The 22,032-nt window shown below is 73.2% G+C and carries 24 protein-coding genes; 11 read left to right on the forward strand and 13 right to left on the reverse strand.

Translation table 11 applies throughout. The features are described 5' to 3' along the window. Positions 1–49: 49 nt before the first annotated feature. Genes IH50_RS0110325 through IH50_RS0110335 form a run of 3 tightly spaced genes read right to left on the reverse strand, consistent with a single transcriptional unit; the run spans position 50 to position 3,206 of the window. Positions 50–913, reverse strand: a complete 864-nt coding sequence (locus IH50_RS0110325) for a carbohydrate ABC transporter permease (RefSeq protein ID WP_030859638.1) — start codon at positions 911–913, stop codon at positions 50–52. Next, the gene (locus tag IH50_RS0110330; RefSeq protein ID WP_030859640.1) at positions 910–1,851 is read right to left on the reverse strand and encodes a carbohydrate ABC transporter permease; all 942 of its coding nucleotides are present in this window, start codon (positions 1,849–1,851) and stop codon (positions 910–912) included. Before IH50_RS0110330 ends, IH50_RS0110325 begins: the two co-directional genes overlap by 4 nt. Further along, the gene (locus IH50_RS0110335; protein WP_030859642.1) at positions 1,848–3,206 is read right to left on the reverse strand and encodes an extracellular solute-binding protein; all 1,359 of its coding nucleotides are present in this window, start codon (positions 3,204–3,206) and stop codon (positions 1,848–1,850) included. The genes IH50_RS0110330 and IH50_RS0110335 overlap by 4 nt, the downstream gene beginning before the upstream one ends. A 286-nt stretch (positions 3,207–3,492) precedes the next feature. Here IH50_RS0110335 and IH50_RS0110340 point away from each other — a divergent pair, with 286 nt between their 5' ends. Genes IH50_RS0110340 through IH50_RS0110355 form a run of 4 tightly spaced genes read left to right on the forward strand, consistent with a single transcriptional unit; the run spans position 3,493 to position 7,804 of the window. Then, positions 3,493–3,990: a toxin gene (locus IH50_RS0110340; protein ID WP_234328120.1), complete on the forward strand. Its 498-nt coding sequence runs from the start codon at positions 3,493–3,495 to the stop codon at positions 3,988–3,990. Further along, positions 3,987–5,177 carry an MAB_1171c family putative transporter gene (locus IH50_RS0110345; protein WP_030859647.1) on the forward strand — a complete coding sequence of 397 codons (1,191 nt, stop codon included), beginning with the start codon at positions 3,987–3,989 and terminating at the stop codon, positions 5,175–5,177. The genes IH50_RS0110340 and IH50_RS0110345 overlap by 4 nt, the downstream gene beginning before the upstream one ends. 31 nt (positions 5,178–5,208) lie before the next feature. Beyond that, the gene (locus tag IH50_RS0110350; protein ID WP_030859650.1) at positions 5,209–6,408 is read left to right on the forward strand and encodes an MAB_1171c family putative transporter; all 1,200 of its coding nucleotides are present in this window, start codon (positions 5,209–5,211) and stop codon (positions 6,406–6,408) included. Beyond that, entirely contained in the window at positions 6,398–7,804 is a 1,407-nt protein-coding gene (locus IH50_RS0110355) for an NAD(P)/FAD-dependent oxidoreductase (protein ID WP_107062006.1), read from the forward strand. Before IH50_RS0110350 ends, IH50_RS0110355 begins: the two co-directional genes overlap by 11 nt. Positions 7,805–7,985: 181 nt before the next feature. On the opposite strand, the gene IH50_RS0110360 is transcribed toward IH50_RS0110355, so the two are convergent. After that, entirely contained in the window at positions 7,986–8,840 is an 855-nt protein-coding gene (locus tag IH50_RS0110360; protein ID WP_030859655.1) for an SMP-30/gluconolactonase/LRE family protein, read from the reverse strand. Continuing rightward, complete coding sequence (locus IH50_RS0110365) at positions 8,837–9,610, reverse strand: IclR family transcriptional regulator (protein ID WP_030859657.1); 774 nt, start codon at positions 9,608–9,610, stop codon at positions 8,837–8,839. Before IH50_RS0110365 ends, IH50_RS0110360 begins: the two co-directional genes overlap by 4 nt. Positions 9,611–9,718: 108 nt before the next feature. Here IH50_RS0110365 and IH50_RS0110370 point away from each other — a divergent pair, with 108 nt between their 5' ends. Beyond that, the gene (locus tag IH50_RS0110370; RefSeq protein WP_051767238.1) at positions 9,719–10,354 is read left to right on the forward strand and encodes a hypothetical protein; all 636 of its coding nucleotides are present in this window, start codon (positions 9,719–9,721) and stop codon (positions 10,352–10,354) included. On the opposite strand, the gene IH50_RS0110375 is transcribed toward IH50_RS0110370, so the two are convergent. Next, positions 10,335–11,207, reverse strand: a complete 873-nt coding sequence (locus tag IH50_RS0110375) for an ATP-grasp domain-containing protein (RefSeq protein ID WP_030859662.1) — start codon at positions 11,205–11,207, stop codon at positions 10,335–10,337. The two genes, IH50_RS0110370 and IH50_RS0110375, sit on opposite strands and share 20 nt — an antisense overlap. A gap of 102 nt (positions 11,208–11,309) precedes the next feature. Continuing rightward, entirely contained in the window at positions 11,310–12,017 is a 708-nt protein-coding gene (locus IH50_RS0110380; protein WP_030859664.1) for a FadR/GntR family transcriptional regulator, read from the reverse strand. Positions 12,018–12,197: 180 nt separating this feature from the next. On the opposite strand from IH50_RS0110380, the gene IH50_RS0110385 reads away from it, so the two are divergent. The 4 genes from IH50_RS0110385 to IH50_RS0110400 all read left to right on the forward strand — a co-directional run bounded on the left by IH50_RS0110385 (position 12,198) and on the right by IH50_RS0110400 (position 17,653). Next, positions 12,198–13,556: an SLC13 family permease gene (locus IH50_RS0110385; protein WP_030859666.1), complete on the forward strand. Its 1,359-nt coding sequence runs from the start codon at positions 12,198–12,200 to the stop codon at positions 13,554–13,556. Between the two features lie 79 nt (positions 13,557–13,635). Continuing rightward, positions 13,636–15,087: an acyl-CoA synthetase gene (locus tag IH50_RS0110390; protein ID WP_030859668.1), complete on the forward strand. Its 1,452-nt coding sequence runs from the start codon at positions 13,636–13,638 to the stop codon at positions 15,085–15,087. Next, positions 15,080–16,429 (forward strand): carboxyl transferase domain-containing protein, encoded by a 1,350-nt coding sequence (locus IH50_RS0110395; RefSeq protein WP_030859670.1) that lies wholly within the window; start codon positions 15,080–15,082, stop codon positions 16,427–16,429. Before IH50_RS0110390 ends, IH50_RS0110395 begins: the two co-directional genes overlap by 8 nt. A 186-nt stretch (positions 16,430–16,615) precedes the next feature. Next, positions 16,616–17,653: a rod shape-determining protein gene (locus IH50_RS0110400; RefSeq protein ID WP_030859671.1), complete on the forward strand. Its 1,038-nt coding sequence runs from the start codon at positions 16,616–16,618 to the stop codon at positions 17,651–17,653. A 43-nt stretch (positions 17,654–17,696) separates the two neighbouring features. Here the strand turns inward: IH50_RS0110400 and IH50_RS0110405 are convergent, their stop codons facing one another. Together IH50_RS0110405 and IH50_RS0110410 are read right to left on the reverse strand one after the other, a co-directional pair. Further along, complete coding sequence (locus IH50_RS0110405) at positions 17,697–18,650, reverse strand: anti-sigma factor RsbA family regulatory protein (protein WP_030859673.1); 954 nt, start codon at positions 18,648–18,650, stop codon at positions 17,697–17,699. Further along, complete coding sequence (locus IH50_RS0110410; protein WP_030859675.1) at positions 18,647–18,943, reverse strand: STAS domain-containing protein; 297 nt, start codon at positions 18,941–18,943, stop codon at positions 18,647–18,649. The genes IH50_RS0110405 and IH50_RS0110410 overlap by 4 nt, the downstream gene beginning before the upstream one ends. A gap of 258 nt (positions 18,944–19,201) precedes the next feature. On the opposite strand from IH50_RS0110410, the gene IH50_RS0110415 reads away from it, so the two are divergent. Next, positions 19,202–19,882 (forward strand): ANTAR domain-containing response regulator, encoded by a 681-nt coding sequence (locus IH50_RS0110415; protein ID WP_030859677.1) that lies wholly within the window; start codon positions 19,202–19,204, stop codon positions 19,880–19,882. Between the two features lie 66 nt (positions 19,883–19,948). Beyond that, the gene (locus tag IH50_RS41990) at positions 19,949–20,113 is read left to right on the forward strand and encodes a hypothetical protein (RefSeq protein WP_199822063.1); all 165 of its coding nucleotides are present in this window, start codon (positions 19,949–19,951) and stop codon (positions 20,111–20,113) included. 18 nt (positions 20,114–20,131) lie between these two features. On the opposite strand, the gene IH50_RS0110425 is transcribed toward IH50_RS41990, so the two are convergent. From IH50_RS0110425 to IH50_RS0110440, 4 genes are all read right to left on the reverse strand, one after another. Continuing rightward, positions 20,132–20,539, reverse strand: a complete 408-nt coding sequence (locus IH50_RS0110425) for a PIN domain nuclease (protein ID WP_030859679.1) — start codon at positions 20,537–20,539, stop codon at positions 20,132–20,134. Then, positions 20,536–20,769, reverse strand: coding sequence for a type II toxin-antitoxin system VapB family antitoxin (locus IH50_RS0110430; protein ID WP_030859680.1), 234 nt, complete (start codon positions 20,767–20,769; stop codon positions 20,536–20,538). Before IH50_RS0110430 ends, IH50_RS0110425 begins: the two co-directional genes overlap by 4 nt. Before the next feature lie 162 nt (positions 20,770–20,931). Then, positions 20,932–21,453, reverse strand: a complete 522-nt coding sequence (locus tag IH50_RS0110435; RefSeq protein ID WP_030859682.1) for a hypothetical protein — start codon at positions 21,451–21,453, stop codon at positions 20,932–20,934. Between the two features lie 263 nt (positions 21,454–21,716). Continuing rightward, the gene (locus tag IH50_RS0110440; protein WP_030859684.1) at positions 21,717–22,025 is read right to left on the reverse strand and encodes a hypothetical protein; all 309 of its coding nucleotides are present in this window, start codon (positions 22,023–22,025) and stop codon (positions 21,717–21,719) included. Positions 22,026–22,032 lie beyond the last annotated feature (7 nt).

The raw sequence follows: 22,032 nt of genomic DNA on the forward strand, positions 1-22,032 counted from the left end.
TTTCGCTGCGTTCTCGGGTGCGGGTGCGGGGGCGTGGTGGCCGGCTTCGTCACTGGCCGGCCAGGCCGGTGTGGGCGACGCCCGCCACGATCTGGCGCTGGAAGAAGACGAAGACGACGATCAGGGGCAGGCCCGCCATGAGTCCGCCGGCCATGAGCTGGGCCCACTGGATGCCGTAGGAGTTCATGACGGTCGCGATGCCGTTCGGCATGGTCATCAGGTCGGGGTTGTTGGTGACCATGTAGGGCCACAGGAAGTTGTTCCAGGAGCTGATGAAGGTGAAGATGCCGACGGCCGCGAGGGAGGGGCGGGAGAGCGGCACGATGATGGTGAGGAAGACGCGCCAGCGGCCGGCTCCGTCGATGAAGGCGGCCTCCTCCAGTTCGCGCGGGACGCCCTGGAAGAACTTGTAGAGGATGTAGACCATCGCGGCGGGCGCGCACTGCGGCAGGATCATGCCCCAGTAGGTGTCGACCATGCCCATCTGCTGGACGGTGGTGAACAGGGGGACGCCGAGCACGGCCGGGGAGACCATGAGGCCGGCCATGACGACGCCCATCAGGATGTTCTTGCCGCGGAACTCGGTGCGGGCGAAGCCGTATCCGGCGAGGGCGCTGGTCACCAGCACGATCGTCGTCACGCAGACGGACACCACCAGGGAGTTCACGAACCAGTCGGTGATGTTGCCGGTCTCGAAGATGGCCGTCCAGGCCTGGCCGGTCCACTCCTTCGGCAGCCAGTGCGTCGGTACCTCGACGGCCTCGGTCTCCGACTTGAGGGAGGTGAACAGGGCCCAGGCGAGCGGGGCGAGGAAGACGGCGGAGACGGCGGTGCCGAGGAGGGTGAGGACGATCTGGCCGGGTGTCCAGGGGCGGCGGGGCTTGACCGGTGTCTGCTGTGCGGCGGTGGTCATCGGCCGCCCTCCTCACGGTTGCGCAGCAGCCACATCCGGGCGAGGGCGACGGCCGCGATGATCACGAAGAAGATGATGGAGATGGCGGAGGCGTAGCCCACGCGGTAGCTGGTGAAACCCTCTTCGAGGGTGTACTGCACGAAGGTGCGGGTCGAGCCCTCCGGGCCGGGGCCGAAGTCCTGGATCACCACGGCCTGGTCGAAGACCTGGAGCGAGACGAGGATCTGCAGGGCGACGACCAGGCCGGTGATGTTGCGCAGCATCGGCAGGGTGATGCGGACCATGCGGTGCCAGGCGTTCGCGCCGTCGAGTTCGGCGGCCTCGTAGAGGTGGGCGGGGATGCCCTGGAGGGCGGCGAGGTAGAGCAGGAAGCTGAAGCCGACGGTCCACCACAGGGTGGTGACGACGATGGCGAGCATGGCGTACGACTTGTCGGTCAGCCAGGGTGTCTCGATGCCGAAGACGTGGTTGATCATGCCGGTGCCGGGGTTGAACAGCCACTGCCAGAGGTTGGCGGCGACGGTGGACGGCAGCAGGAACGGCAGGAAGAAGCAGAGCCGCCACAGCCACTTCCCGCGCTCGATGTGGTGGGCGAGCATGGCGAGGAGGAAGGCGAGGACGGTGATGCAGGGGACGACCAGGAGTGTGAAGTACGCGCTGTGGCCGAGCGATTCCCACACCAGGGGGTCGTCGAGGGCCTCGCGGTAGTTGTCGAGGCCGACGAAGCTCGCGCCGTCGCCGGAGATGTTGGCGTCGGTGAAACTGAGGTAGAGGCCGCGCAGCAGCGGCCAGATCACGAAGAGCGCGAACAGCGCGAGGAACGGGGCGATGAACCAGCCGCCGTGCTGGAAGCCCTGTTTGCGGCGGACGGTGGCGCTGTCGGCGGCGGTCGTGGCGCGTGCCGGACGGATGACGGTCCCGGCGCTGGTCGTCGTCATGCGGCGGCACCTCCCTGCGCGGCGGTCTTGCCGTCCATGGGGTTCTTCGAGGCGAGGAGCGTGGTGAGTTCGCTCTTCATCCGGCGGGCGACGGTGTCAGGCTCGGCGGAGCCCGTCGTGGAGGAGACGACGAGGGGGCCGACGCGCTGGGCGAGGATGCCGGTGGAGCCGGCGAACCACACCTTGGGCTCGGTGGCCTGGTGGTCCATCGCGGAGACGTACTCGCTCTGCGGCTGGAGCTTGCGGTACGCGTCCGTGGTGAGGGTGGGCGTGTGGGCGGGGATGTGTCCGCCGGCGGCCCACTGCCGGGCGTGCCGGACGATGTAGGCGGCGAGCCGGTGGGCGCCCTCGTTGGCGGCGCCGCCGCGGCCGGACTGGTGCGGGAGCACGAAGGCGTGCGATTCGGCGTGGGTGGCCTGTCTGCCGAAGACGGGCGGCAGGGGCGTCGCCCCGTACTCGACCTTCGCGGCGTCGAAGACCGGCACCGACCAGTTGCCCTCCCAGGCGAAGGGGGAGCCGTTGACGAACTGTTCGGCGCCCGCGCCGCCGCCGAAGCCCGGGTCGGCGTACCCGTCGGTGATGTGGCGGCGCAGGAACTCCAGGACCTGGGTGGCCTTGTCGGTGTCGAAGGTGACCCGGGTGTGGGCGTCGTCGAACCAGGTACCGCCGAGCTGGGTGTAGAAGGCGACGAAGAACCACCACTGGAAGTTCTGGTCGTTGTGCCACAGGCCGATGGTCTGCAGGCCCTTCCCGGTGGCCTTCTTGGCTTCCTTCAGGACGTCGAACCACTGGTCTGCCGACGTCACCGGGATCATCCGGCCGTCGTCGCCGAGCAGGCCGGCCTTCCTCAGGACGTCCTTGCGGTAGAAGCAGAGCTGGACGTGGATGTCGAGGGGGAGGGCGTAGAGCGTGCCGTCGACGACGGCGCGTTTCCACAGGTCGGGGTTGAAGTCGGCTTCCTTGACGCCGTACTTGGCGAGCAGGCCGACGTCCCAGGGGTCGAGGAGGCGGCCGGGTGAGAAGCCGGTGACGCGGCCCAGGTGCATGACGCCGAGGTCGGGTGCGCGGTTGCCCGCCGCGGCCATGGCGAGCTTGGTGTAGAAGGGGCTGCCCCACTGGAGGGTGGAGTCCTTCACGTCGATGCCGGGGTTGTCCTTACGGAAGGAGTCCAGCATCGCGATCATGTTGTATCCGTCGCCGCCGCTGAAGAGGTTCCAGTAGCGCACGCGGGTGTCCGCGCCGGAGGCGAGCGCGTCGGCCCCGGTCCCGAGCGCCGCGAAGCCGAAGCTCCCGGCGACGGTCAGCCCGCCCAGTCCGGTGAGGAGGTGCCTGCGATTCAGGCCAGGTCGTCCCATGCCCTGCCCCATCTATTCATGGAGTGTTCGAGATATCGGATGGCGCCCGTAACTTCGAACGGACCGTAGAGGTGATGAACCGGCGCGTCAATGGTTCGGGCAAGAACTCACAGCGGGACTTCCCGCGCCCCTACCCTGGCCGTGGCACCCGGGGACACCACGGCGGTCACCGAGTGACCGCGTCACACAAGGAACTGGCCGGAACGGCACCCGACTTGGCATATTGCACAGGTGACCGGGCGACACCCAGGGGAACAGGGAGACAGCGGTGCGTACCAGGAAGGAGATGCGTCGTCTCGCTGACGCCCTCATCGGCCCCATCCGGGTGCCGGTCCCGGCGGACCCCGAGGTCCTCTTCGAGGCACTGGTCGCCTCCGTCAGCGCCTGGCGGGGACGTGACGTGGTCGTCCACCGGGCGGCCTTCCCCCCGCACACGGCGAGCGGACTGTGGCTGGAGCGCGAGGGCCACGACGACGTGGTGGTCGACGAACGGGCCGCCGTCTGGCACCAGATCGTGATCCTCTGCCACGAGGTGTGGCACATGAACCGCCGGCAGGCGGAGGCCGGCGACCGGCCCGGACCCGTCGCCGCGCGCACCGACTTCAGCCTGGCCGAGGAGCAGGAGGCCGACCGCTTCGGCATGCTGATGGGCCGCCGGCTGCGCACCTGGCTGGAGGCGTCCACCGACTCGGTGTACGCCGCGGAGGGCGGCGACCCCGGGAACCCGCGGGACCTCGCCGGACGCATCGGCGCCGCGCTCAACTACCGCGGGACCAGGAGATGAGCGGCCTGATCAACTACGTGAGCTGCGGGGCGCTGTGGCTCGGCCTGCTGGTGCGGGCCCCCGACCTGGTGCGGCACCGGCACGACCCGTACCTGCGGGCGATCTGCGCGGTGCTGGGCCTGGCGGGACTGTGCTTCTTCCTGGGGGCACCGCCGACGGTCGGCGCCGTCAACCGGATCGGCGACGTGCCGAACCTCGCGGCGCCGGTCACCTACGTGGTGATCACCGGGTACTGCGCCGCCTCCCAGCTCCTCGTCGTGCACTGGCGCGGCGGACCCCGGGTGCGCCGCACCGCCCGCCGCTGGCTGCTCGCCTACGCCGTCGTCGTCCTCGGCATCACGGTGACGTTCGCCCTCGGCGAGGCGCCCGTGGAACGCCGTACCGACCTGGACACCTACTACGCGACGACGCCGTTCATCGCCCAGATGATCGTGCTCTACCTGGTCGCGCACCTCACCGCGGTGACCGTCACCACCGTGTCGGCGCTGCGCTGGGCACGCCGGGTACGGGGCGGACTGCGGGCGGGGCTGACGCTGCTCGGCACCGGTTCGCTGTGCGGGGCCGGATACAGCGCGGCCAAGCTGGTCGCGGTGGGCGCCCGCTGGTCCGGGCGGGACTGGTCGAAGCTCGCCACCACCGTCTCCCCGGCCGCCGCCGGGCTCGGCGCCCTGCTGACGGTCGTCGGGGTGCTGGTGCCGCTGGCGGCGCCCCGGATCACCGAGTGGCGGCGGGCACGGCGGACGTACGCCCGGCTGGAACCGCTGGAGCGGGCGCTGGACGACCTCCTCACCCGCCGGACGCTGCGGCTGCCCCGGCCCAGGCTCGCCTCCCCCGCCACCCGGCTGATGTGGCGGCAGACCAGCGTCCACAACGCGCTGAGCCACCTGGACCCCTACTTCGACCGGGAGCTGTACGACCGGACCCGCGCCGGTGTGCTGGCGGCGACGGGGGAGACGGAGCGCGCGGAGGCCGCCGCGTGGGCGGCGGTGATCACCGCCGCGGTGCGCGACGAGGCGGACCCGGCACACCGGGTCCCGCCGTACGACGGCGACGACGGCGGCCGGTCCCCGGAACGGGTGCCGGACCCGGCCGCCCTGGTCCGGATCGCCGACGCGCTGGCCGGCGCGGCCCCGGCGCCGGCGGCCGGCGCGGTGCCGAGCGGTACGACCACGGCGGGGACCCCGTGAACCGCGCCCCGGACGCAAGGAGCCGGACGGTATGAGTCTCGTCGTCTACCTGGCGGCCCTCGTGTTCGGGATGACGTCCGTGCTGCTGTTCCGCCGCCCCCGCACGGCGGCCCCGCGCAACCCGCTCACCCTGTCCACCTGCGCGGCGATCGTCCTGGGCGCCCTGGTCTTCGTGTGCGCCGCCCCGGCCACCCTGGCCTGCGTCAACTCCCTCACCGGTGTCCCCAACTTCGGGGCCCCGCTGACCTACGGCATGCTCTCCGCGTACAGCTGCGCGGTGCTGGTGCTGCTGATCAACTGGCGGGGCGGGTCGCGGGAACGGGTGCGGCGCATGGTGCTGCGCAGCGTGGCCGCCTACGGGCTGCTGATCGCCGCCATCGTCGTCCTGTTCACGCTCGCCGAGGCGGACACCGAACGGCTGACCGACCTCGACACGTACTACGCCAACACCCCGTTCATGCGGGAGATGATCCTGCTCTACCTGGTCGGGCACAGCGCGGCGATGCTGGTGATGTGCGCCGTCTGCGTCAAGTGGGGGCGCGAGGTCGGCGGGCTGCTGCGGACCGGGCTGCGGCTGATCCTCGGAGGGGCGCTGCTGGACGTGGTGGGCTTCCAGCTCACCAAGTACACGGCCCTGGTGGCCCGTTGGACGGGCCACGAGCTGGACTTCCTGTCCACCACGGTCGCCCCGCCGATGGCCTCGCTGGCCGCGCTGCTGTGCTCGGCCGGGTTCGTGCTGCCGAGACTGCTGCCGTCCGTCCTCGCCCAGTGGCGGGGGCTCGGCGACTACCGGCGGCTGGGCCCGCTGTGGTCGCTGGTGGGGCCGGTGCCGACCGCGCCCAAACCGCGGGCCGCCTGGTGGCAGCTGCCGCGGGCGCGGCTGCAGTGGCGTGAGGTGTCGATCCACGACGCGCTGCTCGCGCTGGCGCCGTACTTCGACCACCGGGTCCGCGAGCGGGTCCGGGACACCGCCCTGCGCGCGGGCCGCTCCCCCCACGAGGCCCGGCTGGCGGCGGAGGCGGCCATGCTCGCCGACGCGGCACGCCGGGCCGCCGCCCGCGAGGAACCCCCCGAGACCGCCGGAACGTACCGGCTGCACGCCACCGAGGTCTCCGGCACCGGCGGGCTGGTGGAACTGGCGCAGGCGCTGCACCGCCCACCCGACGCGCGCACGGCGCCGTCCTCCCCGACCGGAACCGTGACCGAACCCGAGGAGCCCCATGTCGCGTAGAGCTGTCGTCATCGGTGCCGGCCTGGCCGGCATGCTGGCCGCGGCGGTGCTGTCCCGCGCCGGAGCGGACGAGGTGATCGTCCTGGACCGCGACGAACTGCCGGACGGCCCGGAGCACCGCAAGGGGCTGCCGCAGGGCCGGCACGCGCATCTGCTGATGGCGGGCGGCCTGGACGCCATGGAGGAGCTGCTGCCGGGCGCGGGGCTGCGCGGGCGGCTGCTCGCCGCCGGGGCGCACGAGATCCCGCTCAGCTCCGGGATGCTGGCGCTCACCCCCGAGGGCTGGCTGCGACGGTGGCGGCGCGAGGGCCCGGCGATGGTGACGTGCAGCCGGGCGCTGGTGGACTGGGTGGTGCGGGCGACGGTACGGGAACGGGTGCCGGTGGAGATCCGCAGGGCGGCGGTGGTGGGCCTCACGGGCTCCGCGGGGCGGGTGCGCGGGGTGCGGATCGCGGCGCCCGGCGGGGACACGGACCTGGAGGCGGACCTGGTCGTCGACGCGAGCGGCCGCGGGACGCGGATCACCGGCTGGCTGGACGGGCTCGGGCTGACCGGCGTGGAGGAACGGGCGGTGGACTCCGGGCTGGTCAACGCGTCGCGCGTGTACCGGGTGCCGGACGGGGCGGAACGGTGGCCGCTGACGATCGTGCAGGCCAACCCGTACGTGTCCCGGCCGGCCCGGAGCGCGATGGTGATGCCGATCGAGGGGGGCCGCTGGCTGGTGAGCTGCGGCGGCTCGCGCGGCGGCGAACCCCCGGCGGACCCGGCGGGGTTCCTGCGCTACACCCTCGACCTGCCCGACCCCATCGTGGGCCGCCTGATCTCCGGCGCGGAGCCGCTCTCCGACGTGCACCTGAGCCGTTCGACCAGCAACGTACGGCGGTACCTGGAGCGGATGCCCCGGTGGCCGGAGGGCCTCGCGGTCCTCGGGGACGCGCTGGCCACGTTCAACCCGGCGTACGGGCACGGGATGTCGGTGGCGGCCTTCGGGGCGCGGGTGCTCGGGCGGGAGCTGGGGCGGGGCGGGGGGATCGGCGCGCCCGGACTGGGGCGGCGGGTGGTGCGGGGCGCGGCGCGGGCGGCGGACCCGGCGTGGGCGATGGCGGTGGGACAGGACGTGCTGTACCCGGACGTACGGGGCGGGACGCCGCCGGGTGTCGGCGAGCGGGTGATGACGGCGTACACGCGGCGGCTGGCGAAGGCGGCGACGGGCTCCTACGCGGCGGCTTCGGCGATGTGGGACGTCACCAGCCTGCGCACGCCACCGGGCCGCATGTTCCGCCCCTCGGCGATACTGGCGGCCCTGGCCGGCTCCCCGCTGCCGCCATCGGTGGAGCCTCCGCTGACCACGGGCGAACGCGAGATCCTGCGCGGGCTCGACCGCACGGGGGTGTGAACCGAGGGGGTTTTCGCCCCCGCCGCCCCTTCCCGTCCCATCCCGGGGGCGCTGCCCCCGAACCCCTGCTCCTCAAACGCCGGAGGGGCTCATTCCAGCCCCTCCGGGGGAGTTCGAGGAGCGGGGTCTGGGGCGGAGCCCCAGTTTCGGGACGGGAAGGGGCGGCGGGGGCGATCCGAAGTCAGCCCGCGAACGCCGGCTGGGGCACCCCCTTGCCCGCGCCCGGTATCACCAGCAGGGAGCCCGCCAGGGGGTGCGGGGAGTCGAGGCCCACACGGGCCGTGGTGATGTAGAGGTCCGTCAGGTCGGGGCCGCCGAAGGCGCAGGCCGTGACGAGGGGGACGGGGAGCGGGATCACCCGGTCCAGGTCCCCGGAGGGGGTGTAGCGGCGGACCGCGCCACCGTCCCACAGGGCGACCCACACGCAGCCCTCGGCGTCCACGCACAGACCGTCGGGGGAGGCGGCGCCGTCCTCGATCGCGGCGAACGAACGGCGGTTCGTGATCCGGCCGTCCGCCTCGCCGACGTCGAAGACGTCGATCCGGCGGGTCGGCGAGTCGATGTAGTACATCAGCCGCCCGTCCGGGCTCCAGCCGATGCCGTTGCTCACCGCCACGTCGTCAAGGAGGACGTCCACCGTGCCGTCGCCGGTGACGCGGGAGAGCGTGCCGCCGCAGGGCGCCTCGTCGTAGCGCATGGTGCCCGCCCACAGGCTGCCGTCGGGGGCGACGGCGGCGTCGTTGGCGCGGCGGCCGGGGACGGCCTCGCGGTGCAGCCAGCGGAAGGCGCCGTCGGGGTCGAGCAGGCCGATGCCGTCCCGCAGGTTGAGGACGAGTCCGCCGCCCGCGCGGGGCTTGACGGCGCCCACGTGCTGGTCGGTGCGGCGGACCGTGCGCCGGCCGGTGGCGGGGTCGTAGGTGTGGACGCGGGAGCCGAGGATGTCGATCCACAGCAGGCGGCCGCCGGCCGGGTCCCAGGTGGGGCCCTCGCCGAGGGTCGCCTCCGCACGGACGGCGACGTCGTAGGTGTATGTCATGCCACGCTCCTGTAACCCAGCCGCTCGGACAGTTCGGCGGCGCCCTTCACGGCGAGCTGCTCCAGCTCGCCGAGCCGCTCGTCGCTCCAGCGGATCATCGGTACGGAGATGGACAGCGCGGCGACCACCTGCCCCGTACGGTCGCGCACCGGGGCGGCGACGCAGGAGACGTCCGGGTTGGACTCGCGGCTCTCCACGGCGACGCCCCGGGCGCGGATCTCCGCAAGGGTCTCGCGCAGGACGGCCACGTCGGTGATGCTGTTGGGGGTCATCGCGGGCAGCTCGGCGTCGTCGGGGACGCGCGCGGTGAGTTCGTGCTCGGGAAGGGAGGCCAGCAGCATCTTGCCGACGGAGGTGCAGTGGGCGGGCAGCCGGCGGCCGGCCGCCGACACCATCCGCACCGCGTGGGTGGAGTCCACCTTGGCGATGTAGATGACGTCGGTGTCCTCCAGGATCGCCACGTGCACCGTCTCGTCGCAGGTCTCGGCGACCGAGCGGGCGACCTGCTGGCCCTCGGCGGCGAGGTCGAGGTGCTCGGCGTAGCGGGCGCCGAGCTGGTACGGGCGTACGCCGAGCCGGTAGCGGCCGGGCTGGCCCGCCACCGGGACGATGTACTTCCGGGCGGCGAGCGTGGTCACCAGCTCATGGACGGTGGTGCGCGGCAGTTGGAGCCTGCGCACGATGTCGGGGGCGGAGAGCGTGCCGTCCCCGTCGAGGAAGAGCTCGAGAATGTCGAGAGCCCGGGTCACGGCTGGTACGAGGCGTCCCACGACCGGCCCCCTCCCTAATGTGTCTCAGGCGCCTGCGGTCGTTCGAGATTTCAACAGGCGATCGGAATGGCGAACACACAGGCTAGCGATACCGGGCGACCCCGGGCAATGGGATGGCCACCCCCATCACCGTACGAAGATGGGCCCGTGCCCACCGGAAAACAGTCCCCCTTCACCGCGCTCGACTTCCAGCTCGTGCTGCTGCGCCGCATGGCCGACCACAACCCCGGCCCGGTGGAGGACGCCCGGCGCCGGCTGGGCGTCTCCCTCGCGGACATGCGGGAGGCCAACAAGCGCTGGCAGGCGATGGTCCGCTCGCCCCGCTCCCGCCCGGCCCTCTCCCGCTACCGTTCCGTCCTCGGCGAGCCGGAGTCCCGCACCCCGCGCAGGATCGGCGACCTGGACTGCGAGGCGTGGCGGTGGCCGGTCCCGCTCTGGCCCGGCCTGCGCTTCGAGGTGCTGACGGCGGCGGCGGGCGGCGCGGTGTGGAACGAGTGGCTGGTCCGCGCGCCGGGCGCCGAACCGCCCGCCCTCCGCACGGTCGAAGACCTCACCCCCTGGTCCTGCACGGTCGACGAGGCCGCCCGCGCCTTCGCCCCCGCCCGCCCGCTGGAGGGCTCGGCCCCGACGCGGTGGGGGCTCGCCTTCACGGCCCCGGACGCGAGCGGCGTACGGCGCGAGGTGGTCGCCGAGTTCACGTGGGGGCTGCTGCAGCGTACGGAGGTCAGCGGACCGCGGCCTTGAGGATCTCCTCCACGACGTAGCGCTCCGACTCCGGGTGCAGCCACAGGAACAGGTTCGGTTCGACCAGTTCCAGCTCCATCACGCGGGGCCGGCCGTCGTCCCCGTCCACGAGGTCGACGCGCGCGTACAGCAGCTCGGGCCGGCCCGGTACGGAGGCCATCGCCTTTCTGGCGATGGCGGTTTCCTCGAGGGTCGGGGTCCAGTCGGTCAGTCCGGGGTGGGCCGTCTTGCGCTGGTCGTAGGGCGTACCGGAGGCGAGGACGGGCCCCTTGCGGCTCACGTGCAGCAGGTTCCCGCCGAAGAACTGCAGCGCCCGCTCGCCGGACGTCTCGATGCCCCGCAGGTACGGCTGCACCATCGCGGTGAACCCCTCGGCGTGCATGCGCCGCAGGTGCCGTACGGCGGTGTCGTGCTCGTCGGGGGTGTAGCGGGCGGCGAACCGGGCGCCGGCGCCGGAGGTGGGCTTGACGACGTACTCGTGGTCGTCGGGGAGGTCGAGCGGGTCGCCCGCCGCGATGTACCGGGTGTCCACCACCGGCACCCCGGCGGCAGCAAGCTCCCCCAGGTACCGCTTGTCGCTGTTCCAGCGCACCACGTCCGCCGGATTGGCCAGCCGGGTGAGCATGCCGCACCGCTCGGCCCACGCGGTGAACTCCGCCGACCGCCAGCTGTAGTCCCAGGTGGAGCGGATCACGACGAGGTCGAAGCCGGCCCAGTCGACGGCGGCGTCGTCCCACACCTCGGCGGACGCCTCGGCCCCCGCCTCCCCCAGCGCCCGCACCAGCCCCGGCAGATCCCGATCCTCGGAGATGTCGGGTCCGGGCCGGCAGGTCACGAGCGCGATACGGGGCACGACGGTTCCCTCCACGTACGAACAGTTGATCGACGGGCAGGGTAACAACCGCGCCGGGGCCGCGACAGGCCGTTCGCCGGCCAGGAAGCGGTCAGGAGGCGGTCAGCGGTCCGCCTCCGGGTCCCAGTCCAGGAGGCGGACCTTGGCGACCGTGCGGACGTGGCGGCGCATGGCGGCGGCGGCCTGCCGGGGCCGGCCCTCGGCGATCGCGTCGAGGATGGCCTGATGCTGGGCCAGGGAGCGGTGGGGGCGGCCGGGCTGGCGCAGCGACTCCGTGCGGCTCTCGGCGATCTGCTCGGCGATGGAGCGCATGAACTCCGCGAGCAGACCGCTGTGGGCGGCCGCCGTCACCGCCGCGTGGAAGAGGCGGTCGCCCTCCACTCCCCCGCCGCCCGCCTCGATCTCCTCGGCCATGTGGGCGAGCGCCGACCGCATCGCGGCGAGGTCGTCGTCCGTGCGGCGTTCGGCGGCCAGTTCGGCGAGCTTCGTCTCCAGCGCCTCCCGGGCCTCCAGGACGTCGGGCAGGCGCCGGCGGCGTTCCACCATCCGCTCGACCGGCTCGACGTCGAGGCTGTCCCGTACGAGATAGGTGCCGCCGCCATGGCGGGCCTCCACCAGGCCCTGGACCTCCAGGACCACGATCGCCTGCTTCACCGAGGCACGGCTGACACCGAGCCGCTGGGCCAGGTCCCGTTCGGGCGGGAGGCGGTCGCCGGCGCGCAGGCCGCCCTCGGTGACGTACTGGCGCAACCGGTCCAGCACCTGCTCGTACAGGCGCTGCTTCGTCATGGGGCGCAGGGCGTCGGTCACGGAAGTCCCCCTCTCGTCGGGAGACTAGCACCGGGGCCCGCACAGTGGACGAGTGGCTGAGCCAATTCCTGCGCGACCCCTTGACGGCTCCCGCACCGGGGCCCACGCTGTCCGACCAAACGGACCACGCCACTCCAGCGGTCAAGTGGTTCAGCCACTTAGCCAGTCGGGAGCCCCCGCATGTCCCCCGAACTCCTCTCGATCCTCGTCCTGGCGGTGGTGTTCGTCATCGCCACCACCCGCTCCGTCAACATGGGCGCGCTGGCCTTCGCCGCCGCCTTCGGGGTCGGCACGCTCGTCGCCGACCTCGACGCGGACGGCGTCTTCGCCGGTTTCCCCGGCGATCTGTTCGTCGTCCTGGTCGGCGTCACGTATCTGTTCGCCATCGCCCGCGCCAACGGCACCACCGACTGGCTGGTGCACGCCGCCGTCCGGCTGGTGCGGGGGCGGGTCGCGCTGATCCCCTGGGTGATGTTCGCGCTCACCGGCGCGCTCACCGCGATCGGCGCGGTCAGCCCGGCCGCGGTCGCGATCGTCGCGCCGATCGCGCTGAGCTTCGCCGCCCGGTACGGCATCAGCCCGCTGCTGATGGGCGCGATGGTGGTGCACGGCGCGCAGGCCGGCGGCTTCTCCCCGATCAGCATCTACGGCTCGATCGTCAACGGCATCGTCGAGCGGGAGAAGCTCCCCGGCAGCGAGATCACCCTGTTCCTCGCCTCGCTGCTGGCGAACCTCGTCATCGCGGCGGTCGTGTTCGTCGTCTGCGGCGGGCCGAGGCTGTGGAGCCAGGGGGCCGTGACCGAGGAGCGCGGGAGCGGCGCGGAGGACGGCGGCGGCTCCGGTGCCACGACCGGCACCGGCAAGGACAGCGGCGGCGGCACCCGTACCGCCCCCGCCCTCACCGCCGTGGCCACCCGCCCCGGCGCCCCCGCCGCCGTACCGCTCACCGCTCCCGTCCTCGCCACCCTCGTCGCCCTGGCCGCCCTCGTCGTCGCCGTCCTCGGCTTCGACCTGGACGCCGGTCTCACCGCGATCACCCTCGCCGTCGTGCTGAGCACCGCCTGGCCGGACGACAGCCGCAGGGCGGTCTCCGAGATCGCCTGGCCCACGGTGCTGCTGATCTGCGGTGTGCTCACCTACGTCGGGGTGCTGGACGAGATGGGCACCATCACCTGGGCCGGTGAGGGCGTCGGCGGCATCGGCGTCCCGCTGCTCGCCGCGGTGCTGCTCTGCTACATCGGTGCGATCGTGTCGGCGTTCGCCTCCTCCGTCGGCATCATGGGCGCGCTGATCCCGCTGGCCGTACCGTTCCTGGCGCAGGGTGAGATCGGGGCCGTCGGCATGGTGGCCGCCCTCGCGGTGTCCGCGACGGTCGTCGACGTCAGCCCGTTCTCCACGAACGGCGCGCTGGTGCTGGCCGCCGCGCCGGACGTCGACCGCGAGCGGTTCTTCCGGCAGCTGATGACGTACGGCGGGATCGTCGTCGCGGCGGTCCCGGCGGTGGTGTGGCTGGTGATGGTCGTGCCCGGGTGGGGGTAGGTCCCGGGTGGGGCGAGCACCTGGCAGCCTTCACCACGACAGCCGGTCAAGTACGACAGCTAGTTAAGGAGTACGACGCGTGTCCTCTCTCTTCCCGGCCCTGACCGACGGCCCGGCCGCCGACCGGCCCGCCCTGCGCTTCGGCGAGCGCTCACTGACGTACGGGGAGCTCGCCTCGGCGGCCGGCGCGGTGGCCGGGGAGCTGGCGGGGGCGCGCCGGGTCGCCGTCTGGGCCACGCCGGCGCTGGAGACGGCGGTCGCGGTCACGGCGGCGCTGGCCGCCGGGGTGACCGTCGTCCCGCTCAACCCGAAGTCGGGCGGGAAGGAGCTCGGCCACATCCTGACCGACAGCGCCCCGGACCTGGTGCTCACCGCGCCCGGCGAGGAACTCCCCGCCCCGCTGGGCGACCTGCCCCGCGTCGACGTGGACCCGGCGGCGCGCGGCGCCCTCCCCGACGACCGCGAGCGGGACCCGGAGGACCCCGCCCTGATCGTCTACACCTCCGGCACCACCGGCCCGCCCAAGGGCGCCGTCATCCCCCGCCGCGCGATCGCCGCCACCCTGGACGCCCTCGCCGACGCCTGGCGGTGGACCGGCGAGGACGTGCTGGTGCACGGGCTGCCGCTGTTCCATGTGCACGGCCTCGTCCTCGGCACCCTCGGCCCGCTGCGCCGCGGCGGAAGCGTCCGGCACCTGGGCAGGTTCACCCCCGAGGGCGTGACGCGCGAGCTGAGCGGCGGCGCGACCATGCTGTTCGGGGTGCCGACGATGTACCACCGCCTCGCGGAGGCGCTGCCCGGCGAACCCGAGCTGGTGAAGGCGCTGGCCGGGGCGCGGCTGCTGGTGTCGGGGTCGGCCGCGCTGCCGGTGCACGACCACGAGCGGATCGCGGCGGCGACCGGGCGCCGGGTCATCGAGCGGTACGGCATGACGGAGACCCTGATGAACACCGCCGTACGGGCGGACGGCGAGGCCCGGCCCGGCACGGTGGGCGTGCCGTTGCCGGGCGTGGAGCTGCGGCTGGTGGAGGAGGACGGGTCGCCGGTCACGTCGTACGACGGGGAGACGGTCGGCGAGATCCAGGTGCGCGGGCCGAACCTGTTCACGGAGTACCTGAACCGGCCGGACGCGACGGCCGCCGCGTTCACGGCCGACGGCTGGTTCCGCACCGGGGACATGGCGGTGCGCGACCCCGACGGGTACGTCCGGATCGTCGGCCGCAAGGCCACCGACCTGATCAAGAGCGGCGGGTACAAGATCGGCGCGGGTGAGATCGAGAACGCGCTGCTGGAGCATCCGGGGGTGCGGGAGGCCGCGGTCACCGGGGAGCCGGACGCCGATCTGGGCGAGCGGATCGTGGCGTGGGTGGTGCCGGCCGATCCGCAGTCCCCGCCCGGCCTGGAGGAGCTGGCCGGCCATGTCGCCGGGCGCCTCGCCCCGCACAAGCGGCCGCGCGTGGTCCACCACCTCGACGCCCTCCCCCGCAACGACATGGGGAAGATCATGAAGCGGGCGCTGTCCCGTGGCTGACCGGCTGTCCGCGCGGGAGGCCGTCGCCCTCCTCGCGGACGACTTCACCGAACTCGGCCACCCCACGAGGAAACCGTCCCCCGACGGCCCGCTCGGCTGGCCCGGTTACGGCGCCGCCCGCGCCCGTGCCGCCGAGCGCACCGGCGAGCGGGAGTCCGTGGTCTGCGGCACCGCGAGCGTCGAGGGCACCCGGGCGGTCGTCGTCGCCTTCGAGTTCGGGTTCCTCGGCGGCTCGCTCGGCGAGCGCACCGGCGACCGGCTGGTGGCGGCGTACGCCCATGCCCGCGCCCACCGGCTGCCGGTGGTGCCGCTGGTCGCCACCGGCGGCAGCAGGATGCAGGAGGGCATGCTCGCGCTCACCCAGCTCCAGCGGGTGGCGCGGGAGTCGGCGCTCACGCGGGAGGCCGGGCTGCCGCAGATCGCGGTGGTGCGGGATCCGACGACCGGCGGCGGCTGGGCCACCCTGGGCGCGGGCGCCGACGTGGTCCTCGCCCTGCCCGGCGCGCAGGTCGGCTTCGCCGGCTCACGGGTGCGGCCGGCGGACGCGGACCCGGCGGCGTACACGGCCGAGGCGCAGGTGGCGGCGGGCGCGGCGGACGCCCTGGTCCGGCCGGAGGAGCTGCGCGGGACGCTGGGCCGCTGGCTGCGGCTGCTGACCCGGCCCTCCTCCGCGCCGGTCCCGCCGCCGCCCGCGCTGGGCAGGGCGGACCTCCCGGCCACCGGCTGGGACGCCGTCCGCCGGGCCCGCGCGCCCGAACGCCCGCGCGCCACCGCCTACCTGGACGCCTTCCTCACCTCCCGCGTCACCATCAGCGGCGACCGCTGCGGCGGCACGGACCCGGACGGCATGCTGTGCGGCTTCGGCGAGCACCAGGGCCGTACGGTCGCCTACGCGGCGCAGACCGGGGCGGCGACCCGGCCCGCCGGGTACCGCACCGCCGCCCGGCTGGTCCGGCTCGCGGACCGGCTCGGCATCCCGGTGCTGACGCTGGTGGACACGCCGGGCGCGGCGAACGACGCGGAGGCGGAGCGGCAGGGCGCGGGGCCCGCCATCGCCGACCTGTTCGGCGCCGTGGCCGCCGCCCGTACGCCGGTCACCACGCTGGTCGTCGGCGAGGGCGGCTCCGGCGGCGCGCTGGCGCTCGCGGCCCCCGGCAACACCTGGGCCACTCCGGACAGTTACTTCTCGGTGATCGCCCCGGAACTCGCGGCGGCCATCCTCAAACGGCCCCCGGAGGAGGTGGAGAGCACCGCGGACCGGCTCCGCGTCCGCCCACAGGACCTGGTGGAGCTGGGGGTGGTCCGGGGGATCGTGGAACCGGCCGTCGGACCAGCGACCTGACCGGCCGCCGGACCAGTGGCCCGACCGACCGCCGACCCGGCCGCCCGCCCCCTCGCGGCCGAGAGACCCGTTCGGCGGCCCCCCGCCCGGCCCCCCAGGAAAGGCGCCCGCCCCGTCCGTCGCGCACGATGCCTGAGAGGTCCGCCGCCCGGCGGGCCGCTGGGTGCGCACTCGGGAGGATCCGCCGTGACCGCCAGTCTGGAGCAGCTGCGCCGCTGCCACATCGCCGTCGACCTGGGGGCGGCCCGCACCCGGGTGTATGTCAAGGGCGCCGGACTCGTCGTCGACCAGCCGTCCACCGCCGCCGTGAACACCCGTACCGGAGCGCTGATGGCGGTCGGTGAGTTCGCGGAGAGGATGACGGGCCGTACGCCGGACTACATCCACGTCGTCCGTCCCGTCTCCGGCGGCACGGTCGTCGACATCGAGATGGCGCAGCGCATGCTGCGGCAGCTCATCGGGGACAAGATGCGCCGCACGCTGCGCCGCAGGCCCCGGCTGCGGGCCGCGGCCTGCGTCCCGCACGACGCCGATCCGCTCGCCCAGCGCGCCGCGATCGAGACGCTGGTCGGTCTCGGCGCCCGCCGGGTGGAGCTGGTCGACACGCTCATCGCCGCCGCCGTCGGCTGCGGCCTGCCGGTGGAGCGGCCCGAGGCCACCATGATCATGGTGTGCGGGGCGGCGGCCACCCAGGTGGCGGTGCTCTCCCTCGGGGCGATCGTGACGGCGGAGCGCGTCCCCGTCGGCGGGGAGGCCGTGGACAACGCGATCGTGCAGCACCTGCGCCACCAGCACGAGCTGATGCTGCCGAGCCAGTCCGTACGGCCCCTGCAGCTCGCCCTGCACGGCACCGGGCTCACCCCGCAGGGCCCGGAGTCGACGGAGATCCACGGGCGGGACGTGGCCACCGGTCTGGCCCGTTCCGTGCGGGTCGACACGGCCGCCGTGCGGCGGGCCATCCAGACACCGCTCACCGCCGTCCTCGACGGCATCGGCAAGGTGCTGCGGGAGTGCCCGCCGGATCTGGTCGCCGACCTGGTCGACCGGGGGATCATGATGGTCGGCGGGAGCGCCCTGCTGCCGGGCTTCGACCAGATGCTGCGTCAGGCGACGGGCATGCCGGTGCACATCGCGGAACGGCCGGAGCTCTGCGCCGTACAGGGGCTGGGCGAGATGCTGGAGGGCAGGATCGCCCCGATCGTGCTGGACCCGCTGCGCGCCTGAGCCGGGCGGGCACCGGCGCCGGCGCGGGCTGCCGGGCGGGCCGTCAGCGGGGGAACCAGCATCTGATCGTGGTGCCCTCGTCGCCGGTGTGCACGCGCACCAGGGCGGCGATCAGGTTGACCATCAGCAGGCCGCGTCCGCCGCGCTGGTCGCGGGAGGCGGGACGGCGCCCGGCGAGGGGGTCGGTCATCCGGCCCCGGTCGCGCACCTCGCACAGGACGTGGCCGTCCTCGGCCCAGACCCGCAGCACTCCCGAACCGCCGCCGTGCAGCACGCTGTTCGTGGTCAGCTCGGCCGTGGCGAGGGCCAGGTCGTTCAGGGTGACGCCGGTGAGGCCGAGCCGCCGTCCCTCGTCGGACGCGGCGTGCCGGGCCGAGGGCAGCGAGTCGGCGACGAACGGGAAGGTCATCGCGTCCGCCACGAGCGGCAGCGGCTCGTTGTAGCGGGCGACGACCGCGTCGGGGTCGTACGCCTCGCTGTCCCGCGCCGGGCGGGCACCGGCCGGGACGACGGTGGGGTGGGTGGCGTGGGCGTCGGCGAGGACGTGCGCGGGCAGGCGTACGGCGTCGTAGGGGCACAGGATCGTCGCCGTACGGCCCCGGAAGGCGGCGTTGATCAGCGCCTCGTGCTGGACGCAGGCGGGGTACTCGGCCGCGGAGCGGCCGGCCCAGACGGGCTCGCCGACGATCCGCACCCGCTTCCCGGCCGGCTGGGCGTCGGCGAAGGCGCGCAGCACGCCGGGGATGATCCGGCCGGGGTTGCGTCCGGCCTCGCGCATGTCGAGGAGGCGGACGGTGTCCGCGTCGTCCCCGAGCGCGTCCCTGATCAGGCGCAGCCGGTCGCCGGGGACGGCGACCGCCACGGGCTCGCCGGCCGCGAGCCCCTCGCGCACGAAGGGGACGGTGCCCTCCAGGTACTCCCGGTCGTCCCGGTAGAAGAGGGCGGGGTGGACGAAGGGACCGGTGGGGGCTTCCAGGGGTCCGGCCGCGGCGCTCATGACATCGACACCTCGATCGTCGGCAGGTCGGGCCAGAACAGGTCCAGCACCCGGCTCAGGGCGGGCGGCGGGCGGCGCACCACGAACCTGCGGCCGTCCCCGAGGCGTCCGGCGGCCGCCGCGAGCGCTCCGGCGCCCGCGACGTCGACGAACGTCACCTCGGACAGTTCCAGGTAGTACACGGCCTCACCTTCGCGCACCGCCTGCTCCAGCACGCGCTCCCAGATCGTATGCGTGGCCAGGCCGATCTCCCCGGCCGCGCGGACACCGCGGCCGCCCGCCAGCGGGCGCACCGTCAGACAGGGTGCCGGGGTCCCGGGCCCGTACGACGTCCGGTGGTGATCACCCAACACCCGTCTCCCCACGCTCCCGGCCTTCACGTACCCCGCCGGTTCCCGGCCATTCCCCGGCACGGTGTGTAGCACGCCGCGGGCGGGGCAGGCGCACCCGCAGCGCAGCCGGGACCGTGCGCAGCCTACCGCTCCGGTGCCGGCGTCGGCCGGACTCACCCGAAACGCCCCGACCACCCACGAGCACCACAAGGCGGTGACATGTCCTCCGCGGCATCACTCCCTCCCCCGGGAAGGCTGAACACCTTGGTCATCGGCGGTCGCACGGACGCGGACCGGGCGCTGCTCACCCCGCGCGGCGAGCTGGTCCGCGGATGTGCCCAGGCCCTGGCCGAGAAGCTGGCCGGGCTGCCCGCCGGCACGGCCCGGGTCGACGTGGACATGAGCGGCGTGTACTTCATGGACACGGCGGGGCTGGATTTCCTGGAGGTGCTGCGCGACCACGGCCGGCGGTGGTCGGTGCCGGTCACGGCCACCCGCTGGAACGGCCAGCCGCGCCGCATCCTGGAACTCGCCGGCTTCGACACCGCGGACCCGCTGCGCTCCCCGGCACCGGAGGGCACGCCGTCGCGGACCGTCTCGGCGGTGGCGCTGGAGCGGGAGGAGCGGCTGCACCTGCTCCGGGAGGAGGTCGAGCAGTTGCGGCAGGCGATCGCCTCCCGCCCGGTGATCGACCAGGCCCGCGGCATCCTGATGGCGACGTGCGGCTGCACCCCGGACGAGGCGTGGCACCTTCTGCGGGAGGTGTCCCAGCTCTCCAACACCAAGCTCCGCACGGTCGCGGAGGCGCTCACCGCCGGTACGGGGGCCGAGGGCGCCGCCCCGCCCGAGGAGGTCCGCGCCGCCCTGTCCAAGGTCCTGGCCCGCCGCTCGGCACGGTGACACCGGCCCCGCGCGGGGTACCCGGCGACGGACCGACCACCGGCCCCGCGATCGGGAGGCAGCACCATGAGCGAGCTGAGCGAGCACACTCCGTCCCAGGCCGAGGGCGACCGGGACGACGACGAGTGGACCACCCCCGAGATCCCGCACTCCACCCCGTCCCAGGCGGAGGGCGAACGCGACCCGTCGGACGCGCCGGCCTCGTCCGACGGCGCCGCCGAGAACGGGTGAGCCCGGGGCCCCGCCGCCTCAGGCCCGTACGTCCCGCTGCTCCACGTCCTTCAGGACGGCCGCGACAGTGCCGAAGTCGTTGTCCACATGGAGCACGGTATGGCCGTGGTGGACCGCGGTGGCGCACACCAGAAGATCGATGGCCCCTGCGGAGCGGTGCTGCCCACGCTGGGTGAGCTTGTACTGGGCTGTGTCCACCCAGCGCCACGCGTTCTTCGGCACCGGCGAGAGCCGGCACAGCGCGTCCAGTTCTTCGGCGAGTTCGTCGCGGTGCGCCGGGCTGGTGGCCGAGTAGAGGAACTCAGCCCTCGTAGGTTCACAGATATGGAAAACTCCGGCGGCGATATGTCCTTCCCAGGGCAGGATCGCCCCCGGAGTACGGAACAGATGCCACAGGGCCGAGGCGTCGAGCAGGTACGTGATCACTCGAAGGCAGCCCGCCGCGCACGCTTGACCGCGTCATGCGCAGCCGCCGCGGCCTCGAATTCGCCGCGCTCACCGCGAGCGGCCAGCCGCTCGGCCGCCTCAAGCCGTTTGACACGTGCCACGTAGTCCCGGAGGGCTTCGTTGACCGTGTCCTTCTTCGTGGTGGATCCCATGAGACGCATCGCCTCGGCGAGCGCGTCGTCATCCAGGTCGATCTGTGTGACAGACATCCGCCACCACCTCCATACGTCATGTATGTCAACAAGGTACATCATCAACATGCAGCAGGCGGAGAACGGACTGTCGACGAGTGCCGGACCCGCCCACCACGCTCTCCCTTGATCCGGAACTCGCAGGCAGAGCCCGGCGGGAGTGGAACTCTGAGGGAAGCGCTACCCGGCCTCCTCCAGCTCGAACAGCCGAGCCAGAATCCGCTGTGGCAGCTCCGCAGTCGTCAGCCGGTACGGCGTCCAGCGGTCCTTGGAATCCGGCTTCAGGGAGGCGGCGAACCGGTACTTCCCCTTGCCGTTGGGCTCGCTCACCATCTCGCCGAAGACGCCGCTCGGTATCAGCCAGGCAGTCATGATCGCCCTGCGCTCGACGTCCACCGCCACAAAAAGCATGTCCAGGTCATCGCGAGGCCGGAACGTCTGAGACCGCACATCGGCCAGATACTGGCCCTTCTGGACGATCGACGTCGTGGACATGCGCGACTTCACCTGCACGGCCAGAGTCACCGAGCTCCCCCGCCGGTGGAAGACCAGATCCACCCCCGCGTTGTCGACCTGGGACGTCGAGACGTTCAGCTCACCCTGGGTGGCGAGGATGCAGGTGGCCGCGACCAGGTACTCCGCCGCCTTGCCCATCTGAGCAGCTGACGGGCTCTTGTCGAGGTAGTCCTCGTCTTCAGTCATGACGGGAAGGTACCGGACCGGACCGACAGGGCCCGGTGGTCCTTCCAGGGATGAGACAGCCTGAAGTCCACTCCATGCGACGCTGGAGCTCCCATGCTCCGGTGACTCTCCGAGGGGGTGGACGACGACGGATTGAGCCCGCGACACGCGTCCTCTGGGTTGAGTTGAGCTGATCCCAGGAACGGGTGCCGACCAGTAATCCGCCGGCCGCGCCCCTTCCTGATCCGGCGCGGGGCCTCTACGCCCTTGGCCTGCGAGCGAAGCTACCCGGCCTCCGCCATGGGCTGATCATCGTTGAAGGGGTTGTTGTCGTAGGGAGTGTTGGGCTCTGTTTCCACGACCAGGGCGGTGTACTCGTCCTTGGAGATCGGCTCTCCGCACTCGTCCGGACGGAAAAGATGCACATCCATGAGCTCGTCTCCAGCGGGGTCGTTGCGGACCTCCATGATCGCCTCGCGGCAGGACCTCAGTTGCTCATCGGTGGCCCCGCCATCCTGAAGCATGAACGCCACTCGGACGCCCACAACCAAAACGATCACGGCAAGAACCCAAAGGAACGGGCGCTTCTTCACGGGTGTC

The organism is Streptomyces sp. NRRL S-37 (genome assembly GCF_000721605.1).
Taxonomy (GTDB): Bacteria; Actinomycetota; Actinomycetes; order Streptomycetales; family Streptomycetaceae; genus Streptomyces.

What these genes read in the sequence shown, in the direction of transcription:
- IH50_RS0110330 (WP_030859640.1), bottom strand. Translation starts at nt 1,851, where the DNA reads ATGACGACGACCAGCGCCGGGACCGTCATCCGTCCGGCACGCGCCACG.
- IH50_RS0110435 (WP_030859682.1), bottom strand. Translation starts at nt 21,453, where the DNA reads ATGACTGAAGACGAGGACTACCTCGACAAGAGCCCGTCAGCTGCTCAG.
- IH50_RS0110350 (WP_030859650.1), top strand. Translation starts at nt 5,209, where the DNA reads ATGAGTCTCGTCGTCTACCTGGCGGCCCTCGTGTTCGGGATGACGTCC.
- IH50_RS0110345 (WP_030859647.1), top strand. Translation starts at nt 3,987, where the DNA reads ATGAGCGGCCTGATCAACTACGTGAGCTGCGGGGCGCTGTGGCTCGGC.
- IH50_RS41990 (WP_199822063.1), top strand. Translation starts at nt 19,949, where the DNA reads ATGAGCGAGCTGAGCGAGCACACTCCGTCCCAGGCCGAGGGCGACCGG.
- IH50_RS0110430 (WP_030859680.1), bottom strand. Translation starts at nt 20,769, where the DNA reads ATGTCTGTCACACAGATCGACCTGGATGACGACGCGCTCGCCGAGGCG.
- IH50_RS0110405 (WP_030859673.1), bottom strand. Translation starts at nt 18,650, where the DNA reads ATGAGCGCCGCGGCCGGACCCCTGGAAGCCCCCACCGGTCCCTTCGTC.
- IH50_RS0110355 (WP_107062006.1), top strand. Translation starts at nt 6,398, where the DNA reads ATGTCGCGTAGAGCTGTCGTCATCGGTGCCGGCCTGGCCGGCATGCTG.
- IH50_RS0110370 (WP_051767238.1), top strand. Translation starts at nt 9,719, where the DNA reads ATGGGATGGCCACCCCCATCACCGTACGAAGATGGGCCCGTGCCCACC.
- IH50_RS0110360 (WP_030859655.1), bottom strand. Translation starts at nt 8,840, where the DNA reads ATGACATACACCTACGACGTCGCCGTCCGTGCGGAGGCGACCCTCGGC.
- IH50_RS0110385 (WP_030859666.1), top strand. Translation starts at nt 12,198, where the DNA reads ATGTCCCCCGAACTCCTCTCGATCCTCGTCCTGGCGGTGGTGTTCGTC.
- IH50_RS0110415 (WP_030859677.1), top strand. Translation starts at nt 19,202, where the DNA reads ATGTCCTCCGCGGCATCACTCCCTCCCCCGGGAAGGCTGAACACCTTG.
- IH50_RS0110325 (WP_030859638.1), bottom strand. Translation starts at nt 913, where the DNA reads ATGACCACCGCCGCACAGCAGACACCGGTCAAGCCCCGCCGCCCCTGG.
- IH50_RS0110335 (WP_030859642.1), bottom strand. Translation starts at nt 3,206, where the DNA reads ATGGGACGACCTGGCCTGAATCGCAGGCACCTCCTCACCGGACTGGGC.
- IH50_RS0110340 (WP_234328120.1), top strand. Translation starts at nt 3,493, where the DNA reads ATGCGTCGTCTCGCTGACGCCCTCATCGGCCCCATCCGGGTGCCGGTC.